General features: G+C 63.5%; 17 protein-coding genes. 11 read left to right on the top strand and 6 right to left on the bottom strand.

The window, feature by feature from the left end; all coding sequences use genetic code 11:
- Nucleotides 1-151 precede the first annotated feature (151 nt).
- A complete protein-coding gene (gene hpsG / locus D2E23_RS09795; protein WP_126030725.1) occupies nucleotides 152-2,632 on the bottom strand; it encodes a (2S)-3-sulfopropanediol dehydratase in 2,481 nt (826 codons plus the stop codon).
- 305 nt (nucleotides 2,633-2,937) lie between these two features.
- Here hpsG and D2E23_RS09790 point away from each other — a divergent pair, with 305 nt between their 5' ends.
- The 5 genes from D2E23_RS09790 to D2E23_RS09770 all read left to right on the top strand — a co-directional run bounded on the left by D2E23_RS09790 (nucleotide 2,938) and on the right by D2E23_RS09770 (nucleotide 8,294).
- Entirely contained in the window at nucleotides 2,938-4,110 is a 1,173-nt protein-coding gene (locus D2E23_RS09790) for an aliphatic sulfonate ABC transporter substrate-binding protein (protein ID WP_164520775.1), read from the top strand.
- Between the two features lie 6 nt (nucleotides 4,111-4,116).
- On the top strand, nucleotides 4,117-5,013 hold the full coding sequence (locus D2E23_RS09785) for an ABC transporter permease (RefSeq protein WP_206432033.1): 897 nt from the start codon (nucleotides 4,117-4,119) through the stop codon (nucleotides 5,011-5,013).
- Between the two features lie 47 nt (nucleotides 5,014-5,060).
- A complete protein-coding gene (locus tag D2E23_RS09780; RefSeq protein ID WP_126030723.1) occupies nucleotides 5,061-5,810 on the top strand; it encodes an ABC transporter ATP-binding protein in 750 nt (249 codons plus the stop codon).
- A 427-nt stretch (nucleotides 5,811-6,237) separates the two neighbouring features.
- Nucleotides 6,238-7,710, top strand: a complete 1,473-nt coding sequence (locus tag D2E23_RS09775) for a YeiH family protein (protein WP_126030722.1) — start codon at nucleotides 6,238-6,240, stop codon at nucleotides 7,708-7,710.
- Nucleotides 7,711-7,823: 113 nt separating this feature from the next.
- A complete protein-coding gene (locus tag D2E23_RS09770) occupies nucleotides 7,824-8,294 on the top strand; it encodes a hypothetical protein (RefSeq protein ID WP_126030721.1) in 471 nt (156 codons plus the stop codon).
- 393 nt (nucleotides 8,295-8,687) lie between these two features.
- Here the strand turns inward: D2E23_RS09770 and D2E23_RS09765 are convergent, their stop codons facing one another.
- Nucleotides 8,688-9,512 carry a uroporphyrinogen-III synthase gene (locus tag D2E23_RS09765; protein WP_126030720.1) on the bottom strand — a complete coding sequence of 275 codons (825 nt, stop codon included), beginning with the start codon at nucleotides 9,510-9,512 and terminating at the stop codon, nucleotides 8,688-8,690.
- 184 nt (nucleotides 9,513-9,696) lie between these two features.
- A complete protein-coding gene (hemB, locus tag D2E23_RS09760; protein WP_126030719.1) occupies nucleotides 9,697-10,704 on the bottom strand; it encodes a porphobilinogen synthase in 1,008 nt (335 codons plus the stop codon).
- A gap of 258 nt (nucleotides 10,705-10,962) precedes the next feature.
- On the opposite strand from hemB, the gene cobA reads away from it, so the two are divergent.
- From cobA to hemC, 4 genes are all read left to right on the top strand, one after another.
- A complete protein-coding gene (cobA, locus tag D2E23_RS09755) occupies nucleotides 10,963-11,811 on the top strand; it encodes a uroporphyrinogen-III C-methyltransferase (RefSeq protein WP_126030718.1) in 849 nt (282 codons plus the stop codon).
- The gene (locus D2E23_RS09750; protein WP_126030717.1) at nucleotides 11,811-12,386 is read left to right on the top strand and encodes a precorrin-2 dehydrogenase/sirohydrochlorin ferrochelatase family protein; all 576 of its coding nucleotides are present in this window, start codon (nucleotides 11,811-11,813) and stop codon (nucleotides 12,384-12,386) included. The genes cobA and D2E23_RS09750 overlap by 1 nt, the downstream gene beginning before the upstream one ends.
- Before the next feature lie 275 nt (nucleotides 12,387-12,661).
- Nucleotides 12,662-13,711: a LacI family DNA-binding transcriptional regulator gene (locus D2E23_RS09745; protein WP_126030716.1), complete on the top strand. Its 1,050-nt coding sequence runs from the start codon at nucleotides 12,662-12,664 to the stop codon at nucleotides 13,709-13,711.
- A gap of 196 nt (nucleotides 13,712-13,907) precedes the next feature.
- Nucleotides 13,908-14,903 carry a hydroxymethylbilane synthase gene (hemC, locus tag D2E23_RS09740; protein ID WP_126030715.1) on the top strand — a complete coding sequence of 332 codons (996 nt, stop codon included), beginning with the start codon at nucleotides 13,908-13,910 and terminating at the stop codon, nucleotides 14,901-14,903.
- Here hemC and D2E23_RS09735 read toward each other — a convergent pair.
- Nucleotides 14,833-17,163, bottom strand: coding sequence for a hypothetical protein (locus D2E23_RS09735; protein ID WP_126030714.1), 2,331 nt, complete (start codon nucleotides 17,161-17,163; stop codon nucleotides 14,833-14,835). The genes hemC and D2E23_RS09735 overlap by 71 nt on opposite strands.
- Before the next feature lie 447 nt (nucleotides 17,164-17,610).
- Complete coding sequence (locus D2E23_RS09730; RefSeq protein ID WP_126030713.1) at nucleotides 17,611-19,389, bottom strand: glycoside hydrolase family 13 protein; 1,779 nt, start codon at nucleotides 19,387-19,389, stop codon at nucleotides 17,611-17,613.
- Between the two features lie 755 nt (nucleotides 19,390-20,144).
- On the opposite strand from D2E23_RS09730, the gene D2E23_RS09725 reads away from it, so the two are divergent.
- Nucleotides 20,145-21,713, top strand: a complete 1,569-nt coding sequence (locus D2E23_RS09725) for a dicarboxylate/amino acid:cation symporter (RefSeq protein WP_126030712.1) — start codon at nucleotides 20,145-20,147, stop codon at nucleotides 21,711-21,713.
- Between the two features lie 92 nt (nucleotides 21,714-21,805).
- Here the strand turns inward: D2E23_RS09725 and D2E23_RS09720 are convergent, their stop codons facing one another.
- Entirely contained in the window at nucleotides 21,806-22,255 is a 450-nt protein-coding gene (locus D2E23_RS09720; protein WP_126030711.1) for a hypothetical protein, read from the bottom strand.
- A gap of 58 nt (nucleotides 22,256-22,313) precedes the next feature.
- Here D2E23_RS09720 and D2E23_RS09715 point away from each other — a divergent pair, with 58 nt between their 5' ends.
- Entirely contained in the window at nucleotides 22,314-22,946 is a 633-nt protein-coding gene (locus tag D2E23_RS09715) for an energy-coupling factor ABC transporter ATP-binding protein (RefSeq protein ID WP_126030710.1), read from the top strand.
- Nucleotides 22,947-23,110: the final 164 nt, after the last annotated feature.

Genomic DNA, 23,110 nt, shown 5'->3' with positions numbered 1-23,110 from the left:
TCGCGGATTGCTGGCTCGCCTGTCGGCTCGCCTGAGCCCTGAAAACGCCGCTGGCGTTTTCTTTACGGGCTCAGCCTCGGAGAGGGGAGCCGAGGATGGGGACGCGCTGGCGCGTTTCCGATCTGGGGAGGGGAGCCGACAGGCGAGGAGGTTAGAAGGCTTCCTGTTCGTTGCGGGAGATGAGCTCGTCCTGCAGGTCCTTCGACAGTTCGGTGAAGAACGCGGAGTAGCCGGCGATGCGCACGATGAGGTTGCGGTACAGCTCCGGATGCTTCTGCGCCTCACGCAGCGTGTCGTTGTTCATCACGTTGAACTGCACGTGCCACAGCTTGAGGTCGCGCCAGGTCTCGATGAACTCGACGAGCTTCTCCGTGCCCTCCTTGCCCGCCACGCAGCCGGGGGAGAGCTTGATGTTGAGCAGACGGCCGGCGTGCTCGTTGTGGTCGAAGTTCTTGGTCAGGTAGTTCGACAGCAGGATGGCGGTGGGGCCCTCGTGGTCGGCGCCCTGCGCGGCGGACGAACCGTCGGACAGCGGCGTGTATGCGCGGCGGCCGTCGGGCGTGGCCGACACCACCTTGCCGAATGGCACGTGGCTGGTGAACGGCACCAGACGGATGTCCATGTGCACGCCGATCTGCTTGGAGTATTTGGCGGTGAACTCCTGGGCCGTACGATCCAGGATCTTGCCGATCTCGTCGGCGTACGGGTCGTCGTTGCCGTAGGACGGCGCGTTCTTCAGCAGCTGGCGGATCACCTCGTAGCCCTCGAAGTCGTGCGCGCACGCCTCCTTGAGCTCGTGGAGGGTGATCACATGATCCTCGAACACGAGCTTGCGGATGGCGGCGAGCGAGTCGATCACCGTGGCATAGCCCATGTACTCGAGGTAGCCGAGATCGATGCCTCCCGGGATCTTCGGCTGGTGCAGGTCGATGCACGAGTCGCGGCACAGCTTCTGCAGCATGGAACCCAGCGGGGTGGCGAAGTGCTCGGCGCGCAGGCGAATGATCTCGTGCTGCTGGATGAACGCGTGCTTGAGCAGGTTGTTCTGCTGCTTGAGGAACGCGGCGAACAGGTCGTCGAAGCTCGTGAAGTCCTCAAACTCGCCGGTCTCCAGGCCCAGCACCTCATCGCCGTACTTGAGCATGCGGCCGTTGTACAGCACCATTTCCAGCGCGGCGGCGAAGTTGATGTAGGCGTTCGGACTGGTGTAGGTGTCGCGGTTCGGCATGCGGCATTCGGCGCAGCCGGACACCGAGTAGTCGAGCGCCTCGTCGAACTTCGCGCCCTTGCTGAGCAGCAGCGGCACTACGTCCTCGTCGTTGAGCAGTTTCGGGAAGCCTTCGCCGCTCTTGATGGTCAGTGCCACCTCGCGCAGGTAGCGCTTCGGGGAGCGCGTGTGGATGCGCGCTGCCAGGTCCGGGTAGTTGAGCGGGAACTCGCGCTTGGACTTGAGCAGAATGTAGGTGAGTTCGTTGGTGGCGTCGTAGCCTTCCGGCGTCTGGCCTCCGATGGTCACGGCCTCCCAGTGCGCGTAGCCTTCGTTGAACGCGCCGCCGGCGTCGGACAGGTACAGGTCGATGTACTGGGCCATGTCGACCCACATGCATTCGAACAGTTCCTGGGCCTCGTCCGCGGTGATGCGTCCGGCTTCCTTGTCGGCCTTGTAGAACGGGTAGAGGTACTGGTCCATGCGGCCGTTGGAGATGATGGTGCCGGTCTTCTGCTCGATGCGGCTGAACAGCTGGGTGAACCACTGGCTTTGCATGGCCTCGTAGAACGTGCGGGCGGGGTGTTCGGGCACCCAGCGGCAGGTCTGCGCGATGCGGGTGAGTTCGGCGGCGCGCTTCGGATCGGATTCCTCGGCGGCCAGCTGCTCGGCGAGATCGGCGTGGCGGTTGGCCCACAGGATGATCGCGTCTGCGGTGAGGATCTCCGCCTCGAGGAACGGACGCTTTTCGCAGTTGTCGATCGGCGAGAACTCGTCGAGCTGCGTCAGGCGTTCCTGTGCCTCGGCGCGCAGTCCGCCGAAGCCCTTCTGCAGCACGATCTCGTAGTCGTGCACCCACTGCAGGCTGGAGCGGAACGACGCGGTCTCGTTCACCACGTAGCGGGAGGTGAGCGCCTCGTCGGGATTGTAAGTGAGCTTCATGGTCTCCGGGCCCAGCGCCTTGGCCAGATCCTCGTGGAACGTCTTGCCCTTCCAATACGGGGCGATCTCCTCGACGATCACGCGGGCGTCCTCGGGGCTGATGTCGAACGGCGAGCTTTCACGCGTCGGCAGCTTCTGAATGGCCAGGTCGAGCGTATCGCCGTCGAGTTCCGGGTAGAGCAGGCCGTAACGGCCTTCACCGCCGCCGCGGCCCACGATCAGCTGATCCTGATCGATGTACACGGTGGCCTTCTCCGCGTAGTGGTAGAGCGCCTTGGCCCAACGCAGCACCAGCGGCTCGCCTTCGGTCTGGCGGAAGCTTTCGGTGAACAGCAGTCCGCGCTCCACGTCGACGTGCGGCTTCTCCGCACGGATGCGGGCCAGAATGTCGTTGGCTCGCGTGTGGTGCTCAAGCCTGACCGGCTTGTGCTCGATCTGCTCCCGAATGCGTGTCTCCTGCGGAGAAAGTACGGCTGTGCTCAAGATTGTCTCCCATCGTGACGTTGTGACGCCGGCTCTCATCCCTCAACGAGCCGACGTTGAACCCCAGCTTACCGGCCGTTTTCAAGCCCTGACGGGGAAATCGGCGAACGCGCTTATAGGGGCTGGTTATGAGGCCTCATAGATCGTTGCAACGGCGCAGATTGATAAGGGGCTCAAGATTTTTGGATTACCGCAAAGTGCCGTTTTCGCTCGTATGCAACGGTTCCCGCGGGAATAATGGTGACCAACGCGCTCGCCGCAGGGGTTTGATACGACGTGCGCGACATCATCGTAAGGGGATTCTGATGGGCATAGGCAACGGGAGTGGTGTACGCGAACGACTTCGCGGATTCCATGGCATACGATCCGTATTCCGGTTCTCCGCCGCGGCGCTCTCCCTCGCGCTCATGCTGTCCCTCGGCGGATGCGCGTGGCCGAGCGAACTCATCGCCGACGCCGGCACCAAGGCATTGCAGGGCAACAACGACAAGAGCGCAACGACCACGCTGCGCATTGCCGCCCAACCCTACCCGTTGTACTCCGACGTCTGGGTGGCGCACGAGCTCGGCTATCTCAAGGACGAACTCGGCAAGGTCAACGCCGGCTACACGTGGGATTCCTTCAAAAGCGGCCCGCTCGTGAACGAGGCCATGGCCGCCGGCAACGAGGACATCGGATACGCGGCCGACCTGCCCGCCATCATCGCCAAATCCACCGGACAGGACGTCACCATCGTGTCGAACGTGGCCTACGGCGAGAAGGCGCTCGCCATCATGGTGCCCGCCGACTCCACCATCACATCCGTCGCCGACCTCAAGGGGAGGAAGGTGGGCTACGCCACCGGCTCCTACGCGCAGCATCTGCTGGCGCTGCGTCTCGCCGAACAGGGCCTGACGCTCGACGACGTGCAGACCGCGAACCTGTCCGCCGAGGATCAGGTGGCCGCCATCCAGAGTCACAGTGTGGACGCGATCGTGATCTGGGAGCAGTACGTCACCCAGCTGGAAAGCGAAGGCACCGCCAAAGTGCTCGCCGACGGCACCGGCGTGAAGCGCGGCAACATGGTCAGCTATGCGACCACCGCCTATGCGAAAAAGAATCCGGCCGTGATCCGCGCCTACAATCGCGCCGTGCAGCGCGGCGCCGACCTGATCGCCAAGGATCCCGACAAGGCTGCGAACGCCGTGGCCAAGGACTTCGGCGTGAGCGCCGACATGCTCAAGCGGATCTGGACGCATCTGACCTTCACCACCGAACTCAAGCAGGACGACATCGACGCGATCACGCAGGTCAGCGACTTCGCGTGGCGCAACGGCATCCTCAAATCCCAGGTGGACGTGAACGCACTCATCGACACCGACTTCGTGACGGCGACGAACGGATCGACCGCCGCGGACACCACACGAGACACCGGTGCGGTCGCCGCCTCGCATGGCGCCGCAACCACATCAACCACCACAACCACGGCGAAGGAGTGACCGATCATGGTCGAGAAAGTACTTACGGGATTATCGACACTCCGCGCGGGTGCCACGGATGCGACGGTCGTGCGGCCGGACCGCGCTCAGACCAAGTCCGCCGTGTCGACTTCGACGGCAAACCGGAAGCGCGCCCGCTCCCGGTCCAAGATGGCGTCCGGCGTCGGCGGCTGGGTGCTGTACCTGATTCTGCCGGTCGTCATCGTGGCGGCGTGGGCGCTGTACGGGACGTTCGGCGGATCGCAGTCCTATGCCATGGCCACCCCGCAGCAGATCGTGCAGGCCACGGTCGAATACGCGGCCAGCGGCGAACTGTGGCTGAACATCGCGGTGAGCATCGCACGCGTGCTCGAAGGCTTCCTCGTGGCGCTCGCAGCCGCGGCCGTGCTCGGCGTGGGCGCCGGCGTCTCGCACAGGTTCGAGCGGGCCATCGACCTGATCATGCAGATCCTCAGGCCGATTCCCGGCATCGCGTGGATTCCGCTCGCGATCATCTGGTTCGGCATCGGAGAGAACTCCAAGGTGTACATCATCTTCATCGGCGCGTTCTTCCCGATGTTCGTCAACATCGTCGACGGCATCAAGGGCATCGACAAGCGGTACTTCGAACTCGGCGAAGCGTACGAGATCCCCAAGTGGCGGTTCATCCGCCAGGTGGTCGTGCCCGCCGCGCTGCCGCAGATCCTCACCGGTATTCGTCTGGGCCTGTCCGGCGCGTGGATCTGCGTGGTCGCCGCCGAAATGATCGGCGCCACGTCCGGCGTGGGCTTCATGCTTTCCGACGGCCGTTCCATGTCCCGCCCCGACGTGGTGATCCTCGCCATGCTCATCATCGGCGTGATCGGCAAGCTCATGGACGACTTCGTGCAGTGGCAGCGCCGTCGCATCGTCAACTGGCTGTGACCGGCGCCGACGGACGGATGAACGGATTCGCAGAGGATTCGCAGAACATGGCAGACATGACCGACAGCATCATCGACATTCGCAATCTCACCAAGACCTTCCACACCGACGACGGCGACGTCGAGGCGCTGCACGACGTGACATTATCGCTGCCGCGCGGCGGATTCACCTCGATCATCGGCCCGTCCGGATGCGGTAAGTCCACGCTGCTGCGCATCATCGGCGGACTCGACACCGACTACGACGGCACGGCGCTCATGAACGGCGAGCCGATCGACGGCCCGGGGCGAGACAAGGGATTCGTGTTTCAGGACCACCGTCTGCTGCCGTGGTTCTCCGTACGCGACAACATCCGTTTCGCTCTGCCCGACGACCGCAAGAACGACGATGACTACATTCAGGAGTACATCGATCTGGTGGGGCTCACCGGATTCGAGAAGTCGTTGCCGAAACAGCTGTCCGGCGGTATGGCGCAGCGTGTGGCCATCGCCCGCGCACTGGCCAACCGGCCGAAGATCCTGCTGCTCGACGAACCGTTCGGCGCACTCGACGCCATCACCAAGATCAAATTGCAGGACCAGCTGCTGCGCATCTGGCAGGCCGAGCACATCACGATGGTGATCGTGACGCACGACATCGACGAGGCCGTGTACCTGGGGCAGACCGTGGTGGTGATGAAACCGCATCCCGGCGAGATCAAACGCGTGGAGCACGTCGATCTGGGCGTGCCGCGCAAGCGTGTGGGCGAGGCGTTCAACCGCGCCAAGGACGCCATCTATACGGAGTTCTTCGCCTGAGCCGATCCGTAAATTCATCCGTTGTACGATCCGCGCGACGTTATCGATTCTTTCGATGGCGACGCGCGGATTTTTGTTGTAACGCAAGGCTTGCGCCGGGGTCGGCCATGTCGTTAGCATCGTAACTACGCAACGGAACGAAGGTTGTCGCACAACGTTTCGCAACGACGGGATTCAATTGACGGTGGGGGACACACGTCGGGGGAATTCAATACGTGATCGCGGCATCTGACCTGATCCGTTCCGTTGCGGCCACAACAATCAACAACCAACACAACAGATAATCAAATCAACAAACCAAATCAGTAAGCCAAACAGGCAAACCAGATCATATCGATAAGCGAACACACGCTTAGACCACTGGGGAACCGCGTATCTGCGCCGATGGGGATCGGACGGGTGCGCGTACAAGAAGAGGGGGAACATCATGGCGCAATCGCAGCCAATAGCAGTAACCCGTGCCTCCAAGCACGGCGTCAAGGAAGCGGTGCCGGCCGCAGCCGAAGGACGCAAGATCCTCGGCAGCGAGGACTGGTGGGCCACATTCATCGGCCTCGGCATCGTCGCACTCGGATTCGTGATCTGGGCCGTCGGCGGCACCTTCAACATATTCGCGGCGAAGATACCCAGCTGGGCCAACTGGGCGTTCCTGTTCAACGGCGGCGACGTGACCAAGAACGGCGTCACCACGCACGCGGCCGGACTCATCCAGCGCCTGCCCAACATCATCGCCCTGTTCGCCCTGTTCGCCGTGGTGTTCGGCGTGGCCGCATACTTCCTCAAGCTCAAGGTGCGGGCGTTCCTCGGCGGATTCCTCGCCCTGTTCGTGCTGAGTTTCATCGTCAACGTGTTCAGCTCGTCAAAGTTCGCCAGCTCCTACAACCTCGAGGCGCCGCTCGTCGCCCTGGTCATCGGACTGCTGCTCGGCAACCTGTTCAATCTCGAACGGTTCTTCGGCGGCGCGCTGCGCACCGAACTGTTCGTGAAGGTCGGCATCGTGCTGCTCGGCGCCACCCTGCCGTTCACCACCATCGTCAAGGCCGGACCGGTCGCGTTCCTGCAGGCCACGTTCATCGCCGTCTCCACGTTCCTGATCATCTACTTCGCCGCCACCCGCCTGTTCGGACTCGACAAGCGCTTCGCCGCCACGCTCGGCGCCGGCGGCTCCATCTGCGGCGTCTCCGCCGGCATCGCCGTGGGCAGCGCCGTCAAAAGCCGCAAGGAGCACGTCTCCGCGGTGATCTCCATCGTGGTCGTCTGGGCAATCATCTCCATCTTCCTGCTCACCGCGCTCGGCAAGGCGTTCGGCCTGCCCGACGGCGTGGCCGGCGCCTGGGTCGGCACCTCCGAATTCGCCGACGCCGCCGGCGTGACCGCGGCCAGCAGCTTCGGCGAGCAGGGCATCGCCGCCTTCACCCTCATGAAGGTGGTCGGCCGCGACATCTTCATCGGCGTATGGTGCCTCATCCTCGCGTTCATCGCCGTGACCTACTGGGATCGTCAGGACCAGATCAAGGCCGCCAAGGCCGAAGGCCGCGACCCCGCCACCCTGCCCAAGCAGAAGCTCGACGTGGCGCAGATCTGGCACCGCTTCCCCAAGTTCGTCATCGGATTCTTCGTCGCATCCATCTTCCTCACCATCGTGATCACCGTGGCGGGCGCCGCCGCATCCGCCGGCGTCACCAACGACCTGATCACCCCCATCAAGGAACTGCGCACGTGGGCCTTCACGTTCACGTTCCTGTCCATCGGCCTGACCACGCGCTTCGGCCAGCTCTCCTCCCTCGGATGGAAGCCCGCCGCCGCGTTCAGCATCGGCGCACTGGTCAACATCGTGCTCGGCTTCGTGCTCTCCGCGGTGATCCTGCCCGGCTTCTGGTCCACCATTCCGGTGGCCTGACATACACGGCCGTCGGCGTGGACTCGCAACATTCGCGCCGACGGCCGTCCATCACGCATCGCATCCGTCCCATCCACCCAACGTCATACCCGCCATACCAAAGGAGCAATCTCATGAGTTTCGCAACCCTGCTGAAGACCCGACCCGTGGGCGATGCATTCGCCGCCGGAGTGGAATACGGACGGACGAACGGCGCCTATGCAGACGAGTCTCAGATCGACGAGCGTGACAGGCGCGACGACTACGTCGACTCCGGCAGCGGACTGCCCGTCGTCTGGCACGTGATCGTCGGCATCCCCTTCACCGACGGACCGTTCCGCCGCACCCGACTCTCGCTCGACGAAGCATCCCGATCGCTCAGCGAACGCGTGGAACGCGCCACCGTGGTGGAACGCGTGCTGCGCACACTGCGATCCATCAGCGCCGCCGACGACTGGCAGATCACCATCTCGTGGAAAGGCGTGCGCGCCGAACGCGACGGGGAATCCTACGAACGGCTCGAACGGGAGCTGCTGGATGCGGGATTCGACGAAGGGGACTTTGAGATTCGGGTGGAGTATGCGCGCTCATGGGGGATGCTGTGAAGGGATTCTCTGACTGAGGGTTGCTTTGGTCGCGAGGCGACCGATGCAAGGTGTTCGACACACTCGGGCCGTTTGGCCTCGCTCCGGTGATTTGATTGCGGAGCATATCAAATCACCTCCGCTGATACAGTCGAACACCATGCATCGGCCGCCTCGCTGCGCATTGGCTTTCAGTCGGAGAATCTCACGAGCTTAAGGGCAAAAGAAGAAATCCCTGCTGATACGGTCGAGCACCGTCCATCGTCCCTCTCCGCTTGGCGGTCCGGATTGGGGCGCATCGGGAGGTAAAGGGCAATATCAAATCACCTTCGCTGATATGGTCGAGCGCCGTGCAGCGGCCGCCTCGCTGCGCATTGGCTCGGTTGAAAATCTCACGGGGCTGGAGGGCAAAGGTCAGGCGAGGTCTTGGAGGAGGTGGAGGAGGGTTTGGCGGAGGACGTTGGTGTTGGTGGTGGGGAGGATGACGGGGTGATGGGCGGCGGTTATGATGCGGGCGGTGCTGGGGCCGAGGGTGTAATAGGTTAGTTTTTTCGAAAAACTTTCTGGGGTGGCGGCGATGAGGCCTTGCAGGCGTTGGTAGGCGGACGGACTTGTTACCAGGATGCGGTTGATGCGTATATCGGTATTGACCGTCGGATCATGGGTGTTGGCCGCGGTGAGCGAACGGCGGATTTCGTCTGTCGCGTGCTGCTCGTCGTCGGGCTCCCACGTGTTTTCGTAGATGCGGATTTTGGGGATGGCGGATTCGTGGAAGGGCCCATGGCTGGTCGTCTCATGGTGCGCGGACTCGTGCGAATCGGGGACGTGCAGGTTGCCGCACAGTTCAGTGACGATGGCATCGGCTGGCAGCATGGGCGTCAGTGCGGCGAGCAGACGGTGCAGACCGTGGCGGTTCTCCTCGTCGGGAACCAGAACGTGGTGCAGTCCGGCGGCGTTCGCGGCGGACTCCATCTTGCGGCTGAGCACGATCAGCGTGCCGTGCCAGGCGGAGGCGAGCGATGGCAGGATATGGTCGATCAGCGTGGTCAAGGCGAAGTTGCTGGTGATGATGAGATAGTCGCTGCGGGCGATGTGATTGCGGTCCGATGATGACAGCGGCACGGCCTGCAGATGCCGCAATGGCAGATAGATCGGCGTCGCCGGTGCGACGGCGAGGTCAAGTCGGTCCTGCAGATCCTGCGGGATCTTATGCCGTGGATAGGTGATCAGTATGGTCATGCGTCAACTCCGAAATTATGAGGGCGCGTGGGGTTGCGATCCCTCCCTCAGTCGCGCGTTTGCGCGACAGCTCCCTCCCTCGGAGGGAGCACAAAGAATAATCCCTGCGTGCTCCCTCCAAGGGAGGGAGCTGTCGCCCAGGCGGACTGAGGGAGGGAACGCCTCCGCTATGCCGAGAAAGCGCCTACCACTCCCGCTCGTCGATGCGGGCGGCCACGTCCTTGGCGAAGTAGGTGATGATCAGGTCGGCGCCGGCGCGCTTGATGCTCGTCAACGTCTCCTTGACGATGCGATTCTCGTCGATCCATCCGTTGGCCGCCGCGGCCTTGATCATCGCATACTCACCGGAGACGTTGTACGCCACCAGCGGCAGGTCGCTCGCGTTGCGCACCTCACGCACCACATCCAGGAACGCCATCGCCGGCTTGACCATCAGGAAATCCGCGCCTTCGCGCTCGTCGCTCGCCGCCTCGCGCAACGCCTCCAAACGATTCGCCGGATCCATCTGATAACCACTGCGATCGCCGAACTGCGGGGCGCCGTCCGCCGCATCGCGGAACGGCCCGTAGAAGCTCGACGCATACTTCACCGCATACGACATGATCGGCGTCTGCGCGAAACCGGCCGCATCGAGCCCCGCGCGAATCGCCGCCACATAGCCGTCCATCGCATTCGACGGCGCGATGATGTCCGCGCCGGCCTTCGCCTGACTCACCGCGATGCGCGTGATGTACTCCAACGATTCGTCGTTCAGCACCTCGCCATCGCGCACGATGCCGCAATGACCGGTGGACGTGTACTTGCACATGCAATCGTCGGCGATCACCACCAGCTCGGGATGGCGCTCCTTGATCAGACGAATGCCACGCTGCACGATGCCGTCGTCGCTCCACGCGTCCGAACCGGTGTCATCCTTATGATTCGGAATGCCGAACACAATCACCGACTTGATGCCCAGTTCCACGATCTCATCGATCTCGGTGGCCACCGTGTCCAAACCGAAACGCGAAATGCCCGGCATCGACGCGATCGGCTGACTGCCGCTGATCGTCGCATCGACGAACACCGGCATGATCAGATCGTCCTTCGCCACATGCGTCTCACGGACCAGATCGCGCAGCGCCGCGCTCGTGCGCAGACGACGATGGCGATCGAACTGCAGTGCGTCGGCGTTGAATGTGTTTCCCGTCATGAATCCCCCAATGGTTGCGATGATATCGACCTACGATTTTCCGACTCCCCAGCGTAACCGGTACGGCTGAAGCCCGTCGGGCACGGGGCGGGAACGCCTATACCGGTTTGTTATGACGGCTGATAGAGGCCAATGATTGCAAGGAATGCTCGCCCGGCCGGCGTTCGGAACGGCTTGAGCAGGCAGGTATGTTGGAACGAGTGACCGAAAGGCGCCCGTGTTCGCGCGGGTGCGCGGCGATGAGCGGAGGGGAGCCACATGAGCGACAACGGTACGGTGCTCGATAACGTCGGTGACGCCGATGACGCAGGCAATGTCAATAACGTCGATAACGCCGGCAATGTCGGTGACGCGAGTCGGACCGATGACGTCAATCCGGCCGATGGCACGGGACTGGTGTCGCTGGTCGGCGCCGGGCCGGGCGATCCGGAACTGCTGACGCTGCGCGGCAAGCGGCGGATCGAGGAGGCCGACGTGATCGTGTACGATCGGCTCGTCAACCCCGAACTGCTCGAGTTCGCGCGCGACGATGCCGAGCGTATCGACGTGGGCAAGTCCGCGCACCATCACCCGGTGAAGCAGCGCGAGATCAACGACATGCTCGCTCGTCTCGCGCTTGAAGGCAAACGCGTGGTGCGGCTCAAGTCCGGCGACCCGTTCGTGTTCGGTCGCGGCGGCGAGGAGCAGAAGTATCTGCGTGACCGGGGTGTGCGTGTGGAGATCGTGCCGGGCATCACCAGTGCGATCGCGGGGCCGGCGGCCGTGGGCATTCCCGTGACGCACCGCGACTACGCGTCGAGCTTCCACGTGATCGCCGGCCATCGCAAGCGCGAGGGGCATGAACTCGACTGGGACAACATCGCGCACATGGAAGGCACACTCGTGTTCCTCATGGGCATGGAGTCGCTTGATCGCATCACCGGCAACCTGATCGCCAACGGCAAGCCGGCCGATACGCCGATCGCCGTGATCCAGTGGGCCACGCGCGAGCAGCAACGGGCCGTGCGCTCCGATCTTGCCGGCATCCGCGCCGCCGTGGACGAGGCCGGACTCGGCGCCCCCGCGCTGATCGTGGTGGGCGGCGTCGCGTCGCTGCTGGAGCCGTGATGACCGTGGGCGCGACGGGCGACGACGGTGAGGATGTGAGCGGGAAGGTGGCGGCGCGACCGTATCCGGTGAATCTCGACATCCGCGGACGCCTGGCCGTGGTGGTGGGAGGCGGACGCGTGGCGGCTCGCAAGGTCGCCTCGCTGCTGCGGTCCGGTGCGCGCGTGACCGTGATCAGCCCGACGCTCGATCCGCGCATCGCCGGCGAAGCGAAGCGGGGACGTGTGACCTGGGTGGATAAGCCATACAAGTCTGGGGATAACTCGCACAGGGGCGATGAGGGTGGCGTCGCTGGAGACGACGTTGGGGACGACACTGGTCTTGCCGGTGCGTTCATCGTGATCGCGTGCACGGACGATCCCGAGGCGAACGCGCGAGCGGTGCGTGACGCCAAGGCCGCGGGCGTGCCATTGGTCAACAACGCGGCCGATCCTGCGCAATCGAACTTCGGGAACGTGGCCGTGACGGAACAGGACGGGCTGATGATCACGGTCTCCACATACGGAAGGGACCCGTCGCGGGCGCGGAGGATGAAGGAACGAATCGCGCGATGGCTTTCTTCCGGTTCGCGGTAGGGATTTGGGGGTTGGCTCCCGTAGCGGGTTGACTCCCCTCAGTCGGCTGCGCCGACAGCTCGTCCTGCAAGGATGGACGGCCTTTGGCCGCGAATGTCTGGCTCGCCTGTCGGCTCGCCTGAGTCCTATAAACGCCTCCGGCGTTTACTTCACGGACTCAGCCTCGGAGAGGGGAGCCGGAGGAATGAAGGCGGGGAGCGTGACGGACTGTCGGGGCGGGACACTTAGAATGGTCGGGAAGTTCAGGCGACTCGGCGTCGAGGAAGCGAGGAACGATGCAGGCGACCATTCAGGATGTGGCGGCCAAGGCGGGGGTATCCATCTCAACGGTGTCGCGCGCGTTCACCAGACCGGACATGGTGAGCGAACGCACGCGCGCCAAGGTGATGCGCGTGGCCGACGAACTCGACTTCAACATCTCCCGATCCGCGGCCACGCTCAAATCCGGCCGCACCAACCGCGTGGCGCTGCTCATGAACGACAGCATCACCAGCTGGTTCAACGCCGCCGCGCTCGCCGGACTCGAATCCGTGCTGCACCCGGCCGGCTACGACATCGCGCTCTTCCCGAACATCGACACCGCACGCATACGCCAGCGGTTCTTCGAGACGCTGCCGATCCGGCGTAACGTGGACGCCGTGTTCGTCGCGTCGTTCGCCATCGACCCGCACGAGGTGGAACAGCTCAAACGCGCGCAGGTGCCGATCATCGGCATCAATACGCCGGACATCGACGGATTCGACGCCTCGGTGTCCATCGACGACGAGCAGGGCATGCTCATGGCCGCGCAGCATCTCATCAAACTCGGCCATCGGCATCTCGCCTACGTGTGCGCGGAGGCCGTGCCCACGCTCAGCTCCAGCATCGACAAACGCGAACAGGGATTCCGCCGCGCATGCGAAACGGCGCAGGCGAACGGCATCGACCTCGACTGGCACGTGATTGCCGTGCCGCGCGATCAGTCGGCGCTCGCCGCCATCTCGTCGCCTCAGGCGCTGTCTACGATCCTGTCGCGTCTGCTGGCGCTCGACACGTTCCCCGACGCGATCTGCTGCCAGGCCGACGTGATCGCCATTCCGCTCATGCTGAGACTCGAACGATACGGCAAACGTACGCCGCGCGACTACTCGATCATCGGATTCGACGACAGCACCTACGCGGACGTGCTCGGCCTGACCACGATCCGTCAGGATCCGCAGACGATGGGTGCGGACGCGGCGCGCAAGGCGCTGCGGCTGATCGCCGGGAAGCCGCTGGGCGACGGTGCGCACGAGACCGCGCCCGTCAGTCTGATGCCGCGCAACACCGACGACGTGGTCGGATGACGTACGCATGCGGTGCGGGGAATGCCTCGTGCCGCGCATCGCGTGTGCCGTGACGTGCGGATCCCATAACTTCTTCATATAGCCGGGCGGCAATTTCCCGATTCGCGACTGCTACAGTGGGCTGTCGGCATGTGACGGATCGCCGGCGCGTCGGGTAATCGCGCACGGCCGGAAACGGGGGAGTGACTGGCGAGTGATGGGACGCGAATTCCGCATCGGTACGCGCAAGAGTCGGTTGGCGCTACGGCAGACGGAACTGATCTGCAATGCGCTGCGGGAACGGTTCCCGAACGTCACGATCACGCCGCGGCCGATCGTCACGCAGGGCGATCGCGATCTCCATTCCAGTCTGCAGACCATCGGTGGCAAAGGCGTGTTCGTTAAGGAGATCGAACGCGAACTGCTCGACGGCACGATCGACTTCGCCGCGCACAGTCTCAAGGACGTGCAGCCGGTGCTGCCCGACGGGCTTGTGCTGGGATGCTTTCCCAAACGTGATTCGCCGTTCGACTGTCTGATTTCTCCGCGCCCGTACGCTGATCTTGATGATCTGCCGCAGGGGGCGCGCATCGGTACGAACAGTCTGCGACGGCAGGCACAGCTGCTGCATCGGCGGCCCGATCTGGAGATCGTGCCGATTCGTGGCAACATCGACAGTCGTCTGCGCAAGATCGAAACCGAACGACTCGACGGCGTGATCCTGGCCGAGGCGGGATTGAACCGACTGTATCCGGAGACGGGCGACGGTCATCCGGAACTCGGTGGACTGTATCGGGTGTCCCTGCGTGGCGTGCTGCTGCCGGCCGCCGGACAGGGCGCGATGGTGGTGGAATGCCGTGCCGATGATATGCAGACGCTGGAACTGTTGGCGGCGTTCGACGATCCGGCCACGCGTGATGCCGTACTGACCGAACGAGAATTCATGACCGCGCTGGGCGGCAGTTGCACGTTCCCGATCGGCGCGTTCGCACAGACGGATGATGAGGATGGTCTGGTCTTCCATGGTCTGGTCGCATCGCCGGACGGCACTCATCTGTTCACGTGCAACGAGACCGGTACGATCGACGACCACGTGGGTGCGTCGGCCGCGTCGGCGCTCATCGATCAGGGCGTGCTGCCGCTCATCGACCCGGTGAACTCGGTGCATCCGCTGAATTCGGTGAATTCGGCTGTGCCGGCTGCCTCTCGTTGATCTTGCCGAGCAACCACTGCTCGTATTCGCGGAACCGCTGGCGGCGCGCGGACTCGGACTCCGGCGCCACACGCAGACCGAGTCGTACCGCCTCCAATGCGGTATCGAGGTCGTGCGTATCCCATGCGTCGCGGATGAACTGCTCGACGGCGTCGAGTGCGGCCGTGGCCTCGCCGGACGACATCAGCTGGTCAACGGCATGGGAGAACTCGTTCGGCCACTGATCGCCGTGCCTGCTGTCGGCTCCGAAATGCGCCATGGCGTGGGCGACCCGGCTGCGGGCCATGCCCTCCATGCGAATGTCGCCGACCCGTCGCGCGGCGTCGAGTGCCACCGCGGCCTCGGAATACATCCGTCGATAGTCGTTGTCGTCGGCGAGATCGGCCAGATGAAGTTCCGTCTCCCCGACGAGCCGCCAGTCCTCCATGCGATGGGCGGCCTGAAGCTGGGTGCGCCGGGCGTCGATCTCCCAGTCCCTGGCCTGCGTACGGTGGAAGAACTCGGCCATGGAACCCCACAGCGTGTAGATCGCCATGGCCGTGGGCATGTTGGCGTTGGCGGTGATCCATAGGCATTTGATCGTCTGCGACTGCAGTATTCCGTCCAGTGTGCGAACCAGTGCGGTGAAATCGTCGCCGTCGATGAACCGGCCGTTGTCGGTGGCCTGGAACCGTTGCCAGAGCAGGTAGGCGAGCGCATCCGGGTCGGTGTCGCCGGTGGTCTGCAGCTGTGCGATGAGTCTGCCGTATGCGGTCACGGCCGCCGTTCGGTTGCCGGCTTTCAGTGCCATGGCAGCGGTTGTGGAATCGGAAATGGCCTTGAGCACGGATGCCGGCGCGAGGATTTTTCGACGCCATTGTGTGGGGCTGAACTGCGTTTTGAGATCGTTGACCGCCGATTCGACGTCGAATGTGAGATCGGTCGGGTCGATCAGATCGGAGCCGTCTGGAGAGCCGGGCTTGCCGGGCATGTTCGGTCTGTCTGACATGTTCGGTCTGACCGGCATGTTCGGCATGGCGTCGTCGTCGACGGTCTCTTCCATGCTGGCGCCGCTCGTGATGACAAAATATGTCCGCCAGTCGCGGCTTTTGGAGAACATCCACTGCAGGGTGCCGTCCGTTCTGACGCGGAACGCCGCCAGATAGCGGATCGGAAGTTTGGCGGCCTTCGCCCGTTCCGCCGGACTGATGTCGAGCGCGTCGAACGCCAGATCGAGACGATGCGGCAGATCGCGATCCTTGCAGGGCGGGATGATGAACAGGCATTTGGGCAGCAGCCGCCATCGTTTGAGATGTTCGATCTCCCACTTCAACGACACCGTGGCGCCCAGCGTGAGGATGACGCCTCGGGAGCGGAACGCGGTCAGGCGAACGCCTTCACGCCAGTTGTCCTGATCGTAGTAGGAGCGTTGCGCGCCGGCGCGGGGCAGTCGTTCGCCGGGGCGGCCGATGGTGATGAGCGTGCCGTGGCCGCCGCCCGTCTGGGCGAGGGACAGCTGCTCCTCAAATGAGATGCGCGGCCAGAGCAGCGTGCGCAGGATCGTGTCGCAGTTCTGATCGGCCATGGGGGAGTACATGCCGATGTTGTCGTCGTTGAACGATCGCAGATACAACAGCGTGGTGTTGTCGGCGTACAGTTCGAACCGCGGCGAGGAGAACATGGCCGCGATGCGGGCGCCGAGCCGGCTTGCGCCGTAGGCCGTCCATAAACCGGCGAGGAATATGCCGGCGCGGATGAGCGCTTCCGGCGGCGTCATGGTGAGGCGCAGGTTTTCGGGAGCGTAGCCGAATGCCAGGGTGACGGTCAGTATGGCGGTCGTGACCAGGCAGGATATCCAGAACGCGATGGTCTCGCCGCGCGTGCGCTGTTCCAGTTCGGGCAGACCGGCCTGTTGACGTTCGACCTGTGTCTGATGATGGCCGTAGCCGGGTAGGGCCGTACCGATGATGATTGCGTCGACCGTGGCCCATAGCCATCGCGCCGGTGCGGATACGGGATCGACGGCAAGCCAGACTGCGGTGCCGAGGATGGGGATCAGCGGGAGTGACAGCCAACCCAGAAGCATGATCAGCTCGGGTACGGAATCCGCTGCGTTGGCGAGGTATATGTCTCGATCGGAGACCCCGGCCGATTTCAGTTCGTCGATGAATTGGCGGGTGCCTTTCCTGCCGCGCAGACGGGCGCGGCGGCGGTGCTCACGATCGAACCGCAGCGCGACGTGCACGATGGCGAGCAGACCGAATGCGATGATCAGCGGCATGGTGTCCCTCGGTTCGTATCCTTCGTGGTGTGGGCGCGGGCCTGTAGTCGCGCGGCCGTTCGGTATCAGATTAGTCGGCGGTTTGGCCGGCGGATTCGTTGGGAGGGGGTGCCGCGTGGACGCTGGATGACCGCGGTGGTTGGTGGTTGGTGGTCGGTGTTCGGTGGTTGGTGGTCGGGAACGGGGATTTACGGATGGGTCTGGTTCTGGTTTTGGGTATAACCGGACTGGGTTCTGGGTATAACCGGACAGAGTTCTGGGTATAACCGGACGGGGGCGAATCCATCTGGACTGGTTCTGGGTATATCCGGTCCAATAAATCTGGGTCTAACCGGTATATAAGAACGGTTCTGGGTCTAACCGGACATCTAGAGCCCGTTTTTGGGGTCCTCATGATGCGGTTATACCCAGAACCGTTCTACGTACGGACAGGGATGGGAGGCCGGATTAGAACGCGAGCCAGGCGGTGGCGTCCTGCGGGAGGCGGCCCTCCTCGTCGAGCGAGGCGGACGCGAGCAGCACCTCGGCCTCGGCAGGCAGGACGAGCGGCTCGTCGGCGAAGTTCGTCACGCTGGCGAACGTGCGGTTGTCCGCGGTCGGACGACTGTACGCGATCGCGGTGCCGCCCTCGGCGGTGTCGAAATCATCCAGCCATGTGATCGACGTGTCGCCGGTCGGGGTGAGCAGACGCTGGCGCAGGGCGAGCGCGGCACGATACAGATTGAGCATGGACGCGGGATCGGCGTCCTCCGTATCGGCGGCGAAGTCCTTGAACCACAACGGCTGCGGCAGGTGAGGATCGGCGATCGGCGAGCCGTCGGCGCGCTTGCCGGACGTCGGCGCGAATCCGAACGTGCCGGTGGTGCCGTCACCGAACTTCTCGCTCCACTCCGCGGGCTGCGGCTCGTCGGACGCGGTCCACGGCAGCGGCACGCGGCAGCCGTCGCGACCCTTCACCTTGAACTCGCGCTCGGAGTTGAACGCGTACGGGTCCTCCAGGCGGTCCCACGGGATGTCGGCCACTTCGAACAGGCCGAGCTCCTCACCCTGATAGATGTAGGCGGAACCGGGCAGGCCAAGCTCCATGAGCGCGGCGGCACGGGCGCGACGGGTACCGGCGGCGCGATCCTCCTCCACGAACTCGCCGTTGCGCAGCAGCCATGCCTCAGCCATCTGATGGTATTGGAACGTCTTCACCTGCGGCAGCGCGTAGCGGCTGGCCGAGCGCGGCACATCGTGATTGTTCATCACCCACGTGGTGGTGGAGCCGGAGCGTTCGGCAGCAGCCATGCCATCCTCGATGGCGGCGCGCATGTCGGACTGGCGCCAGTCGGCCTTGGCGAACTCGAAGTTGAAGATCTGGCCGAGCTCGTCGGGGCTGGCGTACAGGGCCTGATGTTCGGGCGAGATCCAGGCCTCGGCCACGGCGAAGCGCGGCGGATCGTACTCGTTGAACACCTTGCGCCATTCGCGGTAGATGTCGTGCACCTCGGCGCGATCGAAGAGCGGGTTGTCGCCGTTCGGGTTGAACTGGTAGAGCGTGGACCACTTGCCGAGCTCCTCGAGCGGCTTGGATTCGAGGTCCTTGGCCAGACCGTGCGCCACATCCACGCGGAAGCCGTCGGTGCCATGATCGGACCAGAAACGCAGCGTCTTGAGGAACTCCTCGTGCACCTCGGGGTTCTTCCAGTTGAAGTCGGGCTGCTGCTTGGCGAACAGATGCAGGTACCACTGGCCGTCGGCCACGCGCTCCCATGCCGGCCCGCCGAAGATCGACTGCCAGTCGTTCGGCGGCAGTTCGCCGTGTTCGCCACGGCCGTCACGGAAGATGTAGCGGTCGCGTTCGGGGCTGCCGGGGGCGGCGGCGAGGGCCGCCTGGAACCAGACGTGCTTGTCGGCGCTGTGGTTCGGCACGATGTCCACCACGATCTTGATGCCGGCCTCGTGCGCGCGGGCCACCATCTCGTCGAAGTCGTCCATGCTGCCGAGGCGCGGGTCGACGTTGCGATAGTCCATGACGTCGTAGCCGCCGTCGTGCAGTTCGGAGGGGTAGAACGGGCTTAGCCAGATCGCATCCACGCCGAGTTCCTTGAGATAGTCGATGCGATCGGTCACGCCTTTGATGTCGCCTAGGCCATCGCCGTTCATGTCCTTGAAGCTGCGCGGATAGACCTGATAGACCACCGCCTGCTTCCACCAGTCGTCGTGGAGGTTGTTCGCCGTCATTGATCGTCCTTTCCGTGGGATGGTTCCGTGTTCCGACGTTCGCCATATATGGTCGTCGATGGCCGATGGCTGGGTGTCGGTGCCGAAGGTGTCTCATGAAGTCTGAATTTGAACGTTCTAATACTATCTCATCCGACCGACTGTGGTGTACATTCGTACACCTCGGCGTGTTGCGGATGGCGACGGGAGTCCTGGACGACTGGATTTTCGCGGGATGCGAGGTTTTGCGTCAAAGATGTTCGATGTTGAGTGATGGTCGTGGGGTCCGTGCCGGGGGCTCCGCTCGCAGCGGTTCACAAATCGAAGATATCCCATGTGGCCCCTTGCAATGTGGGCCGATGCGCCCGGTATCTTCGATTTGTGAACCGCCGGGGGAAGAGAAACCGAACATTCCTTACCATTTACCGTCATAACATCACCAAAGATGGCCATGCGAGGTGAGAAGGGGCCATTGCCTGCGAGAAAAATCGCAGAACTGCAATATACGGTTCGCACGCCGTTGAAATTCCAACGGCCGGAAACCCCTATATTGCAGTTCTGCGATTTTTCGCAAGCTCTCTGCCGTATGGCGCTGATAGACGCTTATAGCCAACGGCGATATCGAAGACGGTGTGGTAGGTTGTCCGAATCGCTAGATTGTAATCGTTTGCAGAGGCGTTGCGGAATAACGACAATAGGTGATTCGCAATCGCATGAGCGATCGTGACAGCGATCGCAGGGATATGATCATCGACATACAAGGGGATACAAGAGCAATGTCAGACGTGACACTCAATTGGGTCGCGCTCGGCGTCACCGTCGTCCTGTTCGCGGGCCTCGGACTGCTGAGTGTGAAGAAGAAGGCGGGATTCACCTCGCGCGTGCTGCTCGCCACCGTGCTGGGCATCGGTCTGGGTGTGATCTTCAAGGGGCACACCGACTACGTGGCCGCATTCGGTACCGTGTGGTCCAACGTGATCTCCGCCATCGTGGTGCCGCTGCTGCTGTTCAGCATCATCGCGAGCATCACCAACCTCGGCGAATCCATCCGACTGAAGAACATCGGCATCAAGACCGTGTTCCTGCTGCTGCTCAACACGTTCACCGCGGCGGCGATCACGCTTGCCCTGTCGCTCGCGTTCGGCATCGGCAAGGGCTTCCAGTACACGCTGCCCACCGACTACCAGCAGCGTGAGGTGCCGGCCGTGCTCGACACCATCGTGAACCTGTTCCCCACGAATCTGGCCGCGAACTGGTCCGAGAACCAGGTGGTGCCCGTGGTGATCTTCGCCATCCTGGTGGCCGTGGCCTACAACGCCGCCGGAGCCACTGAGAAGGGCCGTGCCGCCATCGCGCCGTTCAAGGCGCTCGTCGACGCCGGCAACGTGGTGCTGTCGCGCGCCACGCAGATCGTGGTCGGCTTCACCCCGTACGCCGTGCTCTCGCTCATCGCCGCGGCCGTGAGCGGCAGCGACGTAGCGGCCCTGCTGCCGCTGCTCGTGGTGCTGGTGGTGGCGTACATCGCCATGGCGCTGCAGCTGTTCGTGGTGCAGCCGCTCGTGCTGGCCGGCGTGACCCGTCTCAACCCGGTGTACTTCTTCAAGACGTTCTGGACGGCCGGCGTGGTGGCGTTCACCTCCGAAAGCAGCATCGGCACGATCCCGGTGACCGTGCGCCAGCTGCGCGGCGCGGGCGTGCCCGGCGACATCGCGTCGTTCGTGGCCGGTCTGGGCGCCAACCTCGGCATGCCCGGATGCGCGGGCGTGTGGCCCGTGCTGCTCGCCGTGTTCGCCGTGAACGCGCAGGGTCTGGATTATTCGCCGGCGCAGTACGGCTTCCTGGTGGTGCTCGCGCTGCTCGTGTCGATCGGCACGGTCGGCGTGCCCGGCACCGCCACGATCACCGCGACGTCCCTGTTTGCCGCCGCCGGCCTGCCGATCCCGTTCATCGCGATCACCCAGCCGATCTCGCAGATCGTGGACATGGGCCGCACCGCGCTCAACGTGGCCGGTGCCGCCAACACGGCCGTGGTCGTGGCCGCGAGCGAGAAGCAGCTCGACGAGGACCTCTACTATCTGCGCAAGGAATTCGTGGAAGAGGATGAGGACGCGATCGAGGCGGCCCGTGGTGCAGCTGGGCGTTCCGGCGAGCGCGTAACGATCGAGGCCAAGGAGGGTGCAGCTCAGGGTGGCGCGGTGAGTGCCTCCGCCGCTTCCGTGTTCGCCTCCACGTCGTCGAATCCGCTCGACTTCACGCCGGGTGCGGTGCTCGCCGGCCAAGGCGAGGACCTGTGCGGCGTGCACCTGCCCGTGAAGTCCGGCGCTCGTCGGAGCGAAGAGAAGTAGTCGCGATCCATGATGCGAATTTGGTAGTCGGAATGCGACAACAGACGGGTTTGGTAGTTGACAACGTGACGGATTGAGCGGGTTGTGAACGATCACGCCGTATCGTTCTGGCTACCAAATTCGCTTTGACGACCAAGTTCGTTCTGTCCGCCAAGTTCGTCCAAACCATTAGATCCGTTCCGATCTCCAAATGTTTCGGCCACCATACTGACCATGCCGACCATGACGCTGGATCGATCGGAACGATGCGAGGGCCCATGCGCCGAGTAGAGCATGGGCCCTTTTGCATGGGGAAGAGGCTGCGCGGCGCAAGTGTTGCAGGCGTCCGGACCCTTAACCTGAGTCCGAAAGTCAAAAAAGATAAAAAGACGCACGGCCTGCCCGTCATCTACGAGACGGAACCGAAATAATCGGTCAACACGTTCGATGCCGAACGCTGCCGTACTGTTCCCTGTTGCATTCATAGGGTAAAGGGGCGAGGAGCGCATGGCCAGAACATCACTGGCGCTGCAAACTGCGGCTCTCGCAATCGCTGCGATCATGAGCCTCGGTGGTTGAGCCCCTTGCCGAACTGCGCAAGGCGGGCTCACGTATCCGGGCGTGGACGGGGAGCCCCCGCGCGAGGTGCTGCGCGATTTCGACATGACCCTCGTCCGTGGCGAATCCGTAGCGCTGCTCGGCCCAAACGGCAGCGGCAAGACCACCATCATGCGCATCCTCAACGGCCTGGAGAACCTCACTGGCGGCGAATACCGGTTCGACGGCGATCCTGTCACGAGGGAGGCACTCGCCGACAAGCGATTCGCCAAGCGGCTGCATCAACGCATCGGCTTCGTCTTCCAGAATTCCGAAACCCAGCTGTTCTGCCCGTCGGTGGGGGAGGAGATCGCCTTCGGCTCCGCGCAGATGGGACTCCCGGACGATGAGATCCAGCGGCGTGTGCACGACATCCTGCAACTGTTCGAGCTCGAACGCTTCGGCGATCGCGCGCCCTACCGGCTGAGCGGCGGGGAGAAGAAGCGGGTCGCCATCGCCTGCTGCATGTCGCTCAACCCCGACCTGCTCGTGCTCGACGAGCCCACCGACGGTCTCGACGAGCGCAACACCGCCCTCGTGGTGCGTGTGCTCAATAGTTTCGTTGCCGCGGGCAAGACCATCCTGGTCTCCACGCACCATCACGACATCGTCGAGGCTCTTCACGCGCGCCGCATCCCCATCCGGCCCATCGCATAGGAGAATCCATACGTGCGGATGAATCCGGGTGCATGCGCGAGCTAGCAATACGCGGCAATCTTCAAGTTCTGAAGTGATTCTCGCTCCTTGCGGACATCAAACTCCAAGTTCTGAAGTATGAAATGGCTCATCCCCATATATAGTCGTTGGAATTCCAAGGCCCA

It is taken from the genome of Bifidobacterium callimiconis, from assembly GCF_003952005.1.
GTDB lineage: Bacteria > Actinomycetota > Actinomycetes > Actinomycetales > Bifidobacteriaceae > Galliscardovia > Galliscardovia callimiconis.
This window is presented reverse-complemented; position numbering and strand designations above follow the sequence as displayed.

Coding starts and splice junctions, on each gene's coding strand:
- D2E23_RS09790 (WP_164520775.1), top strand. CDS start 2,938: ATGGGCATAGGCAACGGGAGTGGTGTACGCGAACGACTTCGCGGATTC.
- D2E23_RS09785 (WP_206432033.1), top strand. CDS start 4,117: ATGGTCGAGAAAGTACTTACGGGATTATCGACACTCCGCGCGGGTGCC.
- D2E23_RS09780 (WP_126030723.1), top strand. CDS start 5,061: ATGGCAGACATGACCGACAGCATCATCGACATTCGCAATCTCACCAAG.
- D2E23_RS09775 (WP_126030722.1), top strand. CDS start 6,238: ATGGCGCAATCGCAGCCAATAGCAGTAACCCGTGCCTCCAAGCACGGC.
- D2E23_RS09770 (WP_126030721.1), top strand. CDS start 7,824: ATGAGTTTCGCAACCCTGCTGAAGACCCGACCCGTGGGCGATGCATTC.
- D2E23_RS09765 (WP_126030720.1), bottom strand. CDS start 9,512: ATGACCATACTGATCACCTATCCACGGCATAAGATCCCGCAGGATCTG.
- hemB (WP_126030719.1), bottom strand. CDS start 10,704: ATGACGGGAAACACATTCAACGCCGACGCACTGCAGTTCGATCGCCAT.
- cobA (WP_126030718.1), top strand. CDS start 10,963: ATGAGCGACAACGGTACGGTGCTCGATAACGTCGGTGACGCCGATGAC.
- D2E23_RS09750 (WP_126030717.1), top strand. CDS start 11,811: ATGACCGTGGGCGCGACGGGCGACGACGGTGAGGATGTGAGCGGGAAG.
- D2E23_RS09745 (WP_126030716.1), top strand. CDS start 12,662: ATGCAGGCGACCATTCAGGATGTGGCGGCCAAGGCGGGGGTATCCATC.
- hemC (WP_126030715.1), top strand. CDS start 13,908: ATGGGACGCGAATTCCGCATCGGTACGCGCAAGAGTCGGTTGGCGCTA.
- D2E23_RS09735 (WP_126030714.1), bottom strand. CDS start 17,163: ATGCCGCTGATCATCGCATTCGGTCTGCTCGCCATCGTGCACGTCGCG.
- D2E23_RS09730 (WP_126030713.1), bottom strand. CDS start 19,389: ATGACGGCGAACAACCTCCACGACGACTGGTGGAAGCAGGCGGTGGTC.
- D2E23_RS09725 (WP_126030712.1), top strand. CDS start 20,145: ATGTCAGACGTGACACTCAATTGGGTCGCGCTCGGCGTCACCGTCGTC.
- D2E23_RS09720 (WP_126030711.1), bottom strand. CDS start 22,255: ATGATCGCAGCGATTGCGAGAGCCGCAGTTTGCAGCGCCAGTGATGTT.